Annotated in this window: 8 protein-coding genes; 1 reads left to right on the top strand and 7 read right to left on the bottom strand. The window is 69.8% G+C overall.

Translation table 11 applies throughout. The features are described 5' to 3' along the window. Positions 1-6 precede the first annotated feature (6 nt). Positions 7-2,262 (top strand): CaiB/BaiF CoA-transferase family protein, encoded by a 2,256-nt coding sequence (locus I6A81_RS10375; RefSeq protein WP_238428810.1) that lies wholly within the window; start codon positions 7-9, stop codon positions 2,260-2,262. On the opposite strand, the gene I6A81_RS10370 is transcribed toward I6A81_RS10375, so the two are convergent. The 7 genes from I6A81_RS10370 to I6A81_RS10340 all read right to left on the bottom strand — a co-directional run bounded on the left by I6A81_RS10370 (position 2,213) and on the right by I6A81_RS10340 (position 12,500). Then, a complete protein-coding gene (locus tag I6A81_RS10370) occupies positions 2,213-4,546 on the bottom strand; it encodes a diguanylate cyclase domain-containing protein (RefSeq protein WP_307874570.1) in 2,334 nt (777 codons plus the stop codon). The two genes, I6A81_RS10375 and I6A81_RS10370, sit on opposite strands and share 50 nt — an antisense overlap. 543 nt (positions 4,547-5,089) lie before the next feature. Next, on the bottom strand, positions 5,090-6,262 hold the full coding sequence (locus I6A81_RS10365; protein WP_203002308.1) for an amidohydrolase family protein: 1,173 nt from the start codon (positions 6,260-6,262) through the stop codon (positions 5,090-5,092). A 224-nt stretch (positions 6,263-6,486) separates the two neighbouring features. Next, complete coding sequence (locus I6A81_RS10360; protein ID WP_203002309.1) at positions 6,487-7,605, bottom strand: NDMA-dependent alcohol dehydrogenase; 1,119 nt, start codon at positions 7,603-7,605, stop codon at positions 6,487-6,489. A 49-nt stretch (positions 7,606-7,654) separates the two neighbouring features. After that, positions 7,655-8,512: a mycofactocin-coupled SDR family oxidoreductase gene (locus I6A81_RS10355; protein WP_203002318.1), complete on the bottom strand. Its 858-nt coding sequence runs from the start codon at positions 8,510-8,512 to the stop codon at positions 7,655-7,657. Positions 8,513-8,721: 209 nt separating this feature from the next. Then, positions 8,722-9,537 (bottom strand): acyl-CoA thioesterase domain-containing protein, encoded by an 816-nt coding sequence (locus I6A81_RS10350; RefSeq protein WP_203002310.1) that lies wholly within the window; start codon positions 9,535-9,537, stop codon positions 8,722-8,724. 231 nt (positions 9,538-9,768) lie between these two features. Continuing rightward, entirely contained in the window at positions 9,769-11,154 is a 1,386-nt protein-coding gene (locus I6A81_RS10345) for an acyl-CoA reductase (RefSeq protein WP_203002311.1), read from the bottom strand. After that, positions 11,151-12,500 carry a hypothetical protein gene (locus I6A81_RS10340; protein WP_203002312.1) on the bottom strand — a complete coding sequence of 450 codons (1,350 nt, stop codon included), beginning with the start codon at positions 12,498-12,500 and terminating at the stop codon, positions 11,151-11,153. The genes I6A81_RS10345 and I6A81_RS10340 overlap by 4 nt, the downstream gene beginning before the upstream one ends. Positions 12,501-12,536 lie beyond the last annotated feature (36 nt).

Raw genomic sequence — 12,536 nt, 5'->3', positions numbered from 1 at the left:
TTGTCGATGTCCGAGGCCACGGCGCGGCCCTTGGCGGGTGTCAGGGTCCTGGACCGCACGTCGGGGATCGCCGGGCCGTACTGCACGAAGCTGTTGACGGACGCCGGCGCGGACGTGGTGATCGTGGAGCCCGTGGACGATCCGGGGCGATCGCGGGAGTCGGGGGCGCTGTTCGAGTTCCTGAACGCCGGGAAGCGTTCGGTCGCGGATGACACGGACCTGCTTGGCCTGGCCGATGTGCTGGTCACCTCGGATCCGGCGGACGTCGGCCTGGCACGGGTGGTGGTGACGGTCACGCCGTTCGGCGTCGACGGCCCGTGGGCCGGGAGGCCGTGGACCGAGTTCACCTTGCAGGCCGCCTGCGGGTCGACGGGCAGCCGAGGGTTCCCCGAGGATCCTCCGGTGCCGGCGGGCAACCGGCTCGGGGAGTGGATCACCGGTACGTACGCGGCCCTGGCCGCGGTCGCGGCGTTGCGGACCGGCCGGCCGGAGCATGTCGACGTCGCGATGCTCGACTGCATGGCGACGTCGATGTCGACCTACCCGTCGGTCTTCGCCCAGATGGCCGGCTGGCCGCCGGTGGTCGGCACGGGCCGGAGAGTCGAGATCCCGTCCGTGCTGCCGGCATCGGACGGGTTCGTCACCGTCACGACCAACAGCGCGACACAGTTTCAGGACTTCTGCGTTCAGGTCGGCCGGCCGGAATGGTCGGCAGACGGCGGCCTCGCCCGTGCCGTGAGCCGATTCGCCCGACGCGACGAGTTCCTCGCCGGCGTGCACGCGTACTCGACCGCGCGGACGTCCGCGGAGGTCCTGGCCGAGGCGTCGGACTTCCGGATTCCGGCTGGCCCCGTCCTGCACGGCGCAAACGTCGCCGACTTCGAGCAGTTCGTCGCGAGGGGTGTCTTCCGCCGGTCCGCGTCCGGCCGGTTTCGTCAGCCCCGCCCGCCCTATCTGCTCGGGGGCAGGCAGGCGCCGCCGCCTGGCACGGTGCCGTCGCCGCGCTCGGACGCGGTCGGCTGGGAGCCGCGCGGGGCTCCGCCGCAGCGGGACGGGCTCCCGTTGGCCGGCCTGCGTGTCCTGGACTGCACGGCATGGTGGGCCGGGCCGGCCGCGACGAGCCTGCTCGGCGCCCTGGGCGCGGATGTGATCAAGGTGGAGTCGGTCGGTCGGCCCGACCAGATGCGGTACGTGTCAGTCCGGCCGCCGACCGAGGACCGCTGGTGGGAGTGGGGGCCGGTCTTCCACGCGGCCAACGTCAACAAGCGCGCGGTCACCCTGGACCTGAACACGCCGCGGGGGGTGTCGCTGTTCGAACGTCTGGCCTCGACGGCGGATGTGGTCGTGGAGAACTACACACCGCGGGTGATGGAGCAGTTCGGGCTCGGCTGGGACCGGCTGCGCGAGGTCAACCCCGCCCTCGTCATGATGCGGATGCCGGCCTTCGGGCTCGACGGCCCGTGGCGGGACCGCACCGGTTTCGCGCAGACCATCGAGTCGATCACGGGCCTCGCCTGGCTGACCGGCTCCCCCGCCGGTCCGCCGCTGTTGGTGGGCGGGGCGTGCGACCCGTTGGCCGGCGTGCATGCCGTGTTCGCGGCGCTGCTCGCGACGCGGGTGCGAGACACGACCGGTACCGGTGTGCACGTCGAGGTCGCGATGGTCGAGGCCGCGTTGAACGCCGCGATCGAACCGCATCTCGAGTACGAGGTGAACGGAACGCTGCTGAGCCGGCAGGGTGCCCGAAGCCGGCTCGCGGCGCCCCAGGGCGTCTACCGGTGCGCGGGCGAGGACCAGTGGGTGGCGCTGTCCGTGGCCGACGACGCGCAGTGGGAGCGGCTGCGCCACCACCTGGGCTGGCGGGACGACGCCACGCTGGCCCTCGCGGCCGCGAGACACGACCGGCACGACGAGCTCGACGGGCGGTTGGGGGAATGGTTCGCCGGGCGGGAGGCCGCCACCGCGGCGGAGGAGATCTCAGCCCTCGGCGTCCCCGCGGAGGTGGTGATCGCGGCTCGTGACATGGTCCGCAACCCGCAGCTGCGCCATCGCGGTCTGTTCGAGACCGAGGACCATCCGGTGACCGGCCGGACGCGGCTGCCGACGCTGCCGTTCCGATTCGCCTCGGTTCCGGCCTGGCTGCGACTGCGGTCCCCCACGCTCGGCGAACACAATGAGGCCGTGCTGGGGGAGGTCGCCGGCCCGGACGAGCTCAGGGCCCTGCGCGGGGATGGCGCGATCGGCGACCGCGTAAGAGGCTGACAGGCGGGCCACGACCTGGCCTCAGGCCATGACGGCCCAGCCGCCGATGCTCCGCGGCGACAAACACGTCCTCCATGGGGCGGGGCGGGCCGCAGAGAGGACCGGTCCCGAGGTGGCAGCCGGCCGCGGCCAACGAACGTGCCTGGGCGGGCGCGTCGAGCCCCGTGGCGACCACGGTCAGCCCGAGCCGCGCCGCGAGGGCGAGCAGAGCCTCCCGCACCAGGTCGATACGCCCTCGGGTCGACACGTCGCCAAGCCGCGTGAGGCGGCGGTCGAGCCTGACGATCTGGATCGGCACCTCGTACCAGGCGGCGAGTGTGCTCTGGTCACCGCCGGCTCCGTCGAGGGCCAGGCGGATGTCTCGGGCCCCGAGACGTCGTAGCGCCGGGGCCGCGACGGACAGGTCCGGGAGACCATGACCGCTCATGAGCGTCAAGATGATCGACCGTGCGGGCAGGCCGCGGTCGGCCAGCAGATCGGCGACACCGGCGACAGGCGTGTCCTCGAGATCACGGTCTATCGGAACAGTGACGAAGACAGGCACGGAAGCCACCCGTGAACCACGGGAACCACGGGCACACATGTCGCGGCAGACCCGCCGAAAGATGAAGTCGAGCAACGGCATGGCCAGCCCGGCCTCGTCCGCCAGTCGATACAGCGGTTCGAACGCGGGCTCCCGCAGGTGCCCCCGGCTCCAGCACGGTATCGTTTCGACCGCGACCGTCCGCCAGGTGCGGAGATCGACCACGGGTCGATAGCGCACTTCGAGGGCATTGTCGGGATCGTCCGCGCGCAGCGCCCGGTCGAGATCGGCGCGCATCTGCGGAGCCGACTCCGGTGTCGACAGATCCGAGCTGTAGACGACCAACCCACCCTTGCCGGCGCGCTTCGCCTCGTACATCGCCAGATCGGCATCCCGCAGCAGGGTTTCGGCTGCTGGGTGACGAGTCGGATCAGCCAGGACGAGTCCGAGACTGGCCCCGATGGGCCGGGAGTGTCCCATGAGTGTGCACGGGGTCCGGATCGTCGTGGCCAGCCGCCGGCACACGGCCTCCGGATCCTCCCCACCGCCTTCGAGCAGCAGCGCGAACTCGTCGCCGCCGAGCCGGGCGACCGTGTCCCCGGACCGGACGGCGTCGCGCAGACGCGCCGCGGTGATCCGCAGCAGTTCGTCTCCCGCGGCGTGTCCCAGGGTGTCGTTGATCCGCTTGAAGTCGTCGAGATCGCAGAACGCCAGTGCGAACGGTCCGCTGTCCCGGGAGGCGAGCGTGTGCTCCAACCGGTCGGCGAACAGCGCTCTGTTCGCCAGGCCGGTGAGAGGGTCGTGGAACGCCTGGTGGTGTAGCTCTCGCTGGCTCCTTCGAACCAATGCCAGTAGCCGGGTGTTCTCACCCAGCATCGTCATCTGCCGAGCCATGATCAACAGAAGCAGGCCGAGCAGGACGTATGTCTCGACACTGCCGATGGCGCCGTCCACGATCAGCTGGATGGCCGCGAGCCCGCCTGCCGCGCCGATCGCCAGATACGGCAATACGGCCTGGATCCACAGCGTCTGTGGGCTACATGGCTGGGCAGGCGCCGCCAACCTCGGGACCGGAACCAGGCAGGCCAACAAGATCATCGTCCAGCCGGCCGCGGCAAGGACGTCCACGGCCGGCGAGATGCTGCGGCCACCCATGACGATCACAAAGAGGTAGATCGTCATGCACAGCAAGATCACGCTTAGACCCGCACCCAGCAATGCCAGCACCGGCCTCGACCGCGGCCGCCGGAAGGTCGAAAGGAGAACCACTCCAGACAGCAAGATCATATACCCGATGGTCGCCACGACATAGGAGACCAACCCCGACGTGTCGATGTGTTGCGCCCGGGCCAGGGACTTCAGCATGGTCGACCACACCAGCAGTGCGACGGCCCCGACGACCACCAGGCTGTCCAGCACCATGATCACATACCAGCGATGCGCATTCTGACTCGCACCAATCCGGCGGTCCAGGGAATCGAGCGGATCGGTGGGGAAAGTCAGCAAGCCCGCCAAGGACAGCGCGACGATCAGCAGGGCGGCATCGACAGCGGTCGGCGGGTTGACAGCAACAGCCGAGCCGTGGTCGAACGCCCACCGGACGTGCCAGACCGACGTCAGCCCCAGCGGGACGGCGGCCAGTCCGGTGATCAGCCGCCAACGCCGGTCGGCCCCACGAGCCCGCCAACCCGTCCACACCAGACAGGTCGCCGCGACCAGGCATCCGATGGCGTTCGCGCACGCCGTGATGACAGCACCCACACGCGACGGAAGGACGAATGAGCAAACAGTCACCAGGAGCAGATAAAGCGCGCATACAGACGATATGCGACGCAGTGTCCAGTGACGACGGGCCGCGGCAGGTCTCGATTGCACGTGCAGCACCTCCACTGGACAGAAACGGAGTGCCCGCACAACGAGTACATCAATATTATTCTGCCGAATCAATTCGGCCAGCAGGGGACAATCCCGCGCAATCCCGGTGGAGCCATGCACCTCATGACACCCGGTGGAACTTGCGGTCGGTGTGGCGCCATTTACCGGCAAAACCGGCACTCGTGGAGCGTGCCGGAGTTGATGGCGAAGGCACCGGTGCGTACCCGCCTGCCGACCGCCACCCCGTGTGCCGGGTCGGCGGTTCAGACAGAACCGGACAGGCCGAAGTCCGAGTCGTTGGCGATGACGAAGGCGTGCCACGGCCCGGCGCTGGCTGTGGGCGACGCGGGTCGGCCGCGGCGCGCGCTTCCCACGCGGGAACGAGACCGAGGATTCGGCCGGGATCCGCGAGCGCCGGCCGTCGGTGTGTCAGGCTCCGATCAGTGCCTGCGCGTTGTCGTGCATCACCAGCTGGATCTCGGCGTCGTCGAAGCCGGCGGCCTCGAGGTCCTTGGTGAACGTGAGCGGCTCGGCGAGTCCCTCGACGTGCGGCCAGTCCGAGCCCATCAGCATCCGGTCCGCGCCGATCATCGTCTTCAGCTCCGCCAGGTCGTTCTCGTGGAACGGAGACACCCAGACCTGCCGGCGGAAGGTCTCACGCGGGTCCTCGGCCCACGTGTCGGGGTTCTGGACGAACGACTTCTTCAACGACTTGAACAGCGGGGTCACCCAGTCCGCGCCGGTCTCGATCGCCGCGAACCGCAGGTTCGGGTTACGCCGTAGCGTTCCCTGCGCGAGCAGCGCGGCGAACGAGTCGGCGACGGCGCTCGGCGACAGGAGGCTGCGCAGCGGAGTCATCCGGAAGGCCTCGGTCTCGTCGCTCTCGCTCCACCACCCGATCAGCTCCTTGTACACGTCATCGCCGCCGTGGTACGCGCACACCACCCCAGCCTCGTTGGCCAGCGCCCAGAACTCGTCGAACATCCGGTCCGCCGGCGACTTCAACCCCATCTCGGTGAGCACCGGCCCGGCCCGCATCACGATGATCCGGACCCCCCGGTCCAGCGCCCAGCGCAGCTCCGTGACCGCCGCCGCGGGGTCGGACAGCGAGATGTACGGCGCGGCGAAGATCTTGTTCTGGTAGGCGAAGCCCCAGTCCTCGTCGAGCCACCGGTTGAACGCCCGGAACGCGGCCCGCGCCGCTGGCAGGTCGTGCTTGAGGGCGCGCTCCATGCCAACACCCAGGGTCGGGAAGAAGAAGGCTCCATCGAGACGCAGCTCGTCCATCACCCGCAGCCGCGCGTCCCGGTTCTGGTACTCGGGCCGCGGCGGCGCCAGCTCGCCGAACAACTTGATCACCGGGCCGCCGACCTCACCCCGGAAGTACTGCTCCAACGCACCCGGCCTGGCCAGCGCGGAGAACGTCGGGTTCGGCAGGAACCGGTTCACCTTGCCGCCGACCAGCAACCGCGTCTTGCCGTCCACCTGCGCCCACTGCATGCAGCGCCTGGCGAACTCCGGCTCGATATGACGGGTGAACGCGTCCAACGTCTCGTAGTAGTGATTGTCCGCGTCGAAGGCACGCAGCCCTGCCACCACCATGTCGGCACCTCATCCTGGGTCGCGGTGACGTCCATCGCTGGAGCGCGACTCCATCAATGGACAACTGAGAACTCGGTCTCAAGATCGGCAAAATCGGTTTCTGGATGTTGGGAGGTCAACGTCGAGGTGGGTCACCTGGGTGACCGACCGTCAATCTGTCCACGGCAACCCCAGACCCGCCCGAACCAGGCTCATCGGTTTGGGTTCACGTCAGCCACGGACATTCATTCGAAGACGATGACGCCACGGATGTTTCGTCCGGCGCGCATGTCCGCGAACCCCTCGTTGATCTGGTCCAGGGAGTACCGGGTCGTGATCAGCTCGTCCAGGCGCAGTTTTCCCGACCGATACAGCTCCAGCAGCGCCGGGATGTCCCGGGTCGGGTTGCAGGCGCCGAACAGCGATCCCTGCAGCCGCTTCTGGAACAGCACCAGCTCGTACAGCGACAGCGGGACGGCGCGATCCGCCCGAGGGTTGCCGAGACCGACGACGACGCACGTCCCCGCCTTCCGGATGCTCGAGAACGCGGCCCCCACGTGCCCGCCGTCGGTGACCCCCACGCACACGATCGTCGAATCGGCGCCCTGCCCGTCGCTGTGCGCACGCGCGATGACGGCCGCGTCCTCGATCGACGAGGCGGCGTGGGTGGCACCGAACTCCAGCGCGCGCTCGCGCTTCCATTCGACCGGGTCGACCGCGATGAGCACGCCCGCGCCGGCGAGCGCCGCGCCCTGCACCGCGTTCATCCCGATCCCGCCGACCCCGACCACGATGACGACGTCACCGGGGCGGACCTGGGCCGAGTTCACCGCGGCGCCCCAGCCGGTCGACACGCCGCAGCTCGTCAGACAGGCCGCCACGAGATCGATGTCGTGCGCGACCTTGACGGCCGAGTTGACCGACAGGGTCGAGTACTCGCTGAAGGTCGAGATACCCGCCATCTGACCGAGCGGCCTGCCGTCGAGGGTGTGCCTGCTCGTGCCGTCCTCGCGTGCCCCCGACAGCGTCCGGGCCCCGTTGTCACACAGGTTCTGCATGCCCGACGCGCACCAACGGCAACGACCGCACGAGGGGAGGAACGGAAGCACGACGTGGTCGCCGACCTCCCACCCCTGCGTGTTCGGGCCGACGGCCTCGACGATGCCCGCGCCTTCGTGGCCGCCGACGAGCGGAATCGCGCCGGTTAATGGCATGTCGCCGGTCGCGACGTGGTCGTCGGAGTGGCACAGCCCAGCCGCGACCATCCGGACAACGATCTCGCCCTGCCGCGGCGGTCCGACCTCGATCTCGGTGATCTGCCACTTGCCGGGCTGCTCGTAGATGACGGCTGCGTTGCTCTTCACGTGTCCTCCTCGCCGGCCGCGTCCAGGCGGCTGCCTCGGTGCGGGTCGGCTAGCTTTTGACCGGTTCGAGATTGAAGCCCGTCAGGAGGAGGTGTCCAGCGTCCACCGGCAGCACCACTCCCGTGATGGGGGCGGCCTGCGGCGAGTTCAGGTAGACGGCCGCGTTCGCGATCACCTCTGGCTTCAGGAACGTCGTGCCACGCAGCGCCCCATAGTGGTATCCGCCCGCGATCATGTCGGCTTCCGTGCCGTGGTCGTGTCCGGCGAAGATGTTCCAGCCCGGCTGGTTGTTCGTCATCGGCGTGTCGATCGCGCCCGGGCAGATGGCGTTGCACCGGATCCCGTGCGGGGCCAGCTCGAGGGCGACCGCCTTCATCAGGCCGATGACCCCGTGCTTCGCGGCGATGTAGTGCGCGTAGAAGGGGCCGGGCTCGATGCCGTTGACCGAGGAGATTATGACGATCGAGCCGCTCCCGCGTTCGATCATGTGTGGGGCAACGGCCTTGGCTGCCCTCCAGACCCCGCTCAGGTTGATACTGATCATCTCGTTCCAGGATTCCTCGGTGAGGTCCCAGAACTTTCCTCGCGACCAGATTCCGGCATTGGCGATAAGGATGTCGATCCGCCCGAGCTCCGCCAGGGCGCCTTCCACGGCCTCGTCGAGCTGCTCCTGGGACCGGACGTCACAGTCGAACGCGAGCGCGCGCCGGCCGAGCTCCTCGACGAGGCGCACCGTTTCCGCCATGTCCTCGGCCGTGGCCAGCCCGTAGTCGACGTCGGCCGCCTTTCCGGAAACATCCACGAGGACGACGTCAGCCCCCTGCTGGGCGCAGGCGATGGCATGCGCCCTTCCCTGGCCCCGCGCTCCTCCGGTGACAAGGGCGACCTGTCCCTCGAGAAGTCCCATACCCACCTGCTCCCGGCTAGAAAGACCGCTGGTCCGCTCGTCGATCACCAGGCCTCGTTCCTGGGCCGGTCATGATCCGCCGCCCTCCGCTGTTTCCACGGTTTCCTCGTCCGACATGCGCCGCCCTTCCCGGCTGGGCGTGCTGGCCCACGGCAAACCGGACGGGATGTCGACCGAGAGGGACTCGAAATGACGGCACGGCGCGCCCGCTATCCCGGGGAGCCAAACCTGACCGACGCCAACACGGCGATCCGCTGAGGGTACGAATCGTCGCGCACGGCAACCCTGACCAGGGAACCGGACTCGTCGGAGCGGACCAGCTCGGCATTCGCTCGGGCCGGCCCCTTACGGACGCTGCCGCAGAACCGCACCAGCAGTTCCGTGAGTTTCAGGTCTCCCCCGACGCATGAGGTTGCCGCGCTGATCGACAACGCCGAGGTAACGCTGCCGTGCATGATGCCGAGTGGGTTGGTGCTCAGCGGGGTGAGGGCCGTGCCGATTTCCCCGCCCGCCGCCTCCGGCTCGAAGACGATCTCACGTGCCAGCCGGTCACCGGGTGGCGCGGCGTCGGCCGGCCCGTGGTAACGCACACCGACCGGCATGATCGGCACGTCGAGCGAACCGGTCAGCGGAACTCGCGCGTGGTTGACCGACCCGGTCGCCACGAGACGTTCGCCGTCGCCCTCGTCCACGACGTTCACCTCGGCGAGCACGCCGACCCGGTTGGCGTGCACCAGGGTCGCGTCCGCGCGCACCGGGCCTTTCACGTGGCGGTCGAAGACCTGCATGTGCAGATCGGTGGTGATCACCCAGTCAGGCAGCGCCGCCGCGCCGCACACCACACCGGGTGTCGAGTCCACGAGGTAGGAAAGCACGACCGGCAGCAGCGCGCCGTCGGCGTCGAGCAGGTCCGCCCGCGCGGGTACCCAGGACGAGGCCGTCGTCTCCGAGGTACGGACCGACTCATAGCCGACGAAGCGCGTGAACTCGTCGCCGAACACCGTCGAATCGGTCTGCTCCGCCACCCTGCGTTCCTCTCCGGCAGCCACTACGCCGCTCCGCATCCGCCTGCCGACGACCGTCAGGCGGCGATCCGAACACGGCCGTCCCCGCGCGGTCGTTTCCCATAGAAAAAGGGCCGTCGGTGCGATCTCCCACCGCTCGTGCCTGTCCGGCGCCAAACCGTGCCAGGGCCGTCGACGACAACCCCTGGAGACCGCACCCGACGGGTGCCGTCGTGTCACTGGCTCCCGGAATCAGCCGCTGTCGTCGACCAGCCACCTGACCAGCCGCTGCAGCGGGTAGAAACCGTCGTGCGGCACGCCTGGCACCTTGGTAGCCACCGCTCCCAGGGCGACCAGGCGCTGCATGCCCGCCGCCGCGAGCCGGTCGCGAAGCTCCGGCGCCCGCGCGGCCGGGTAGATCCCGATCGTCTGGGTGGCGACGTTCACGTAGGACACCGCCTCGTCGAGGCTCGGCACGGCGACCACGTTGACGACCTTGCCGTCGGGGTGGAAGTCGACCGGTGCCGACGAAAGCACCACCACTCCGGTGCGGAGCGAGCCGAGCACCTGGAACTCGGGCTCCAGGAAACGTGCCGCCTCGACAGCCGCCCGGACCTCGCCGGGCACCGGCACCCCGGAGCCGTCGGACAGCGCCCGGTCCACGCCGAGTTCCTGGGCGAGCATCCGGCACCACGGCGCGAGCTCGTCCGGTGTTCCCTCGGCGTAGATGAAGCGGCTGGACGCGCAGGCGTTCTGGTTGTATAGCGCGGAGTCCGTCGCCGCGGCGACCGCCGACTCCCGCATTGCCTCCGGCGAGGCGAACGCCTCCCGGCCGACCAGCGAGATCGACACCTTCGGGTCGAACGCGACGAGTTCGATACCCGGGCCGACATAGCTGAGCGCGTTGCGGATGGCCGCCTCGCCGCCCCAGGCAACGATCTTGTCGAAGTACTGCGGCCGGAACAGCGCGCCTTCGATCTCGGCGTCGCCACCACGCCAGTACACGGCGGTGAACGACTTCGTCGTCGGATGCCCGGGCGCCACCTCGGCCATCGTCCGGAGAATCGCCGAGGCCGTGAGCAGGTCGTCCGAGCCCAGCTTCATCAGGTTCACGCCGCGGGTCAACGCGCCGCGCACGATGGTCACCGCCGCGGTGCCGGGCGTGTTGCCGGCGACGACGTGCGCCAGGCGGGGCGGGAAGGCCCGGATGTGGTGGCCGCCGCCCCAGGGATCGCTCTGGGCGACCCATCCGCCGGAGCCGTAGGCCCCGAGTTCCGACTCGAGCTGGAACTCGAGCGAACGCCGGGAGAACAGCTCACCAAGCCCGCGGTACGAGTACTCGATCAGCCGTGGCGACAGCCGGGCGTCCCGCAGCGCCTGGTCGAGGGAGTCCCGCAGCCACGGATTCGTGTCCGGGTCGAGCCTGCGTCCGACCTCGTCGAGCAGGTCGATGACCTCGGCGACGGCGACGTCGAAGGCCGGGCCGAGTTCCTGGCGTCCCCAGACGAGGGAGTCGAGGTCGAGCTCCGGGGTGACGAAGCGCCCGTAGGAGCGCGCCCGCCCACGCACGAGCTCGCCCTTCACGATGTGCGGGACCGCGAGCACGTCCGCGCGGACCGTCGCGTCGGTAGAGGTCATGACGTCTGCTCCGAAAGGCCGCGAACGAAGGCGTCGACGGTTCCGGCGCAGGTGAGCCTGTCGTCGGAGCCGCCGCGCAGGTCGGAGTAGCGGGCCACCGTGCCCGGGATCACCGCGAAGCCGGAGCTCTCGAGGTCGACGAGCACACGGTCACCACTGATGAGGCCGCCCCAACGTCCGTCCAGGGCGAGGTCGAGAAAGGCGAACCGTCCTTCGAGCCGGCCGTCAGCCGGCGTGGCGAGCGCGGTCCCGGTCTCGTCCAGCACGAGCGGAATGATCCAGGGCTGGAGCCGGTACCGTCCCGCCACCTCGGGCAGCGCGGCGGACAGCTCCGACATTCCGTAGCCACCCGCCTCGCGGCTCGGGTCCAGTCCGTAGAAGGTGAACACCTGGTCGGCGAAGTCGGCGGGCAGGTCGACGCCCTTGGTGCCGCCCCCGACGCCGAGCACCGTGTCGGGAGCCAGCGGGAGCCGCGCGTGGCCGCGGGCCCGCAGCCGCTCGACGAGGCCGTACTGCTGCGGCCAGAAACCCTGCAGGATGATGCGCTCGCCGGCGAGACCCTCGACCTGTTCGGCGAGGCGGTCCCATTCCCTGTCGATCCGCGCCGCCCGGTCCTGCTGGTCCCGGCGGAACGCGGCGATCTGCTCGGGCGTGGCCGTGCCGGCCGCGACCGCGCGGGAGAGCGCGGCGAGCTGGTTCAGGTCGTGCAGGCGGACCGGCTCGTCGGTCAGGAAGAAGGTACGCGCGGGGTCGCCGTAGCGCTCCGCCACGCGGCGGTAGTACTCCAACGCCCTGCTGCCGCCCGCCGAGGGGGCCAGCACCACGACCGGCAGCTTCTCGGCCGGCGACACCCCGTGCTGCCAGGTCAGCGTGCGCAGCAGGCAGTCGAAGGTGAACTCGCGGTCGGCCGGGGACGCGGGCAGGAACGAGCTGCGACCGCTCGTGCCGCTGCTCGCGTACACCGGGAAGTCGGCCGCGCCGAGCTGGCGGATCCAGTCGTCCTGGGTGGTGACGCCTGCGGCGTCGATCGCGGGGACCGGCCGCGTGGACAGCGACCGCAGCCACCGTCCGAGCAGGTCCCAGCGTCCGGCGTCCAGGAAGTCCCTGGGGTAGGCCTTGTAGGAGTCGTGGCTGAACAGCAGCGGCACCAGGTCGGCGAACGACTCGATGCCGTCGATGCCGACGTCGTCGGCGCGGGCCGCCAGCGCCGGCACCTGCTCGCGCCGCTCGGCGAACCGTTCGCGCGCGGCGGCGAGCCACAACGGCCGGATCTCGTCGATGTCGTAGTCGAAGGGCCGAGCGAGCGCGGATCTCGCCACCAGCTGGTCGGCGACCTCACCCATCATTCCCGCCTTTCCTCACCGCGCGGGAACCCGCCCGCC

The organism is Frankia nepalensis (assembly GCF_016786325.1).
Classification (GTDB): domain Bacteria; phylum Actinomycetota; class Actinomycetes; order Frankiales; family Frankiaceae; genus Pseudofrankia; species Pseudofrankia nepalensis.
Note: the sequence above shows the minus strand (reverse complement) of the source record. Positions and strands in the feature narration are given on the sequence as shown.

What these genes read in the sequence shown, in the direction of transcription:
- I6A81_RS10375 (WP_238428810.1), top strand. Translation starts at nt 7, where the DNA reads ATGTCCGAGGCCACGGCGCGGCCCTTGGCGGGTGTCAGGGTCCTGGAC.
- I6A81_RS10365 (WP_203002308.1), bottom strand. Translation starts at nt 6,262, where the DNA reads ATGGTGGTGGCAGGGCTGCGTGCCTTCGACGCGGACAATCACTACTAC.
- I6A81_RS10355 (WP_203002318.1), bottom strand. Translation starts at nt 8,512, where the DNA reads ATGGGACTTCTCGAGGGACAGGTCGCCCTTGTCACCGGAGGAGCGCGG.
- I6A81_RS10345 (WP_203002311.1), bottom strand. Translation starts at nt 11,154, where the DNA reads ATGACCTCTACCGACGCGACGGTCCGCGCGGACGTGCTCGCGGTCCCG.
- I6A81_RS10340 (WP_203002312.1), bottom strand. Translation starts at nt 12,500, where the DNA reads ATGATGGGTGAGGTCGCCGACCAGCTGGTGGCGAGATCCGCGCTCGCT.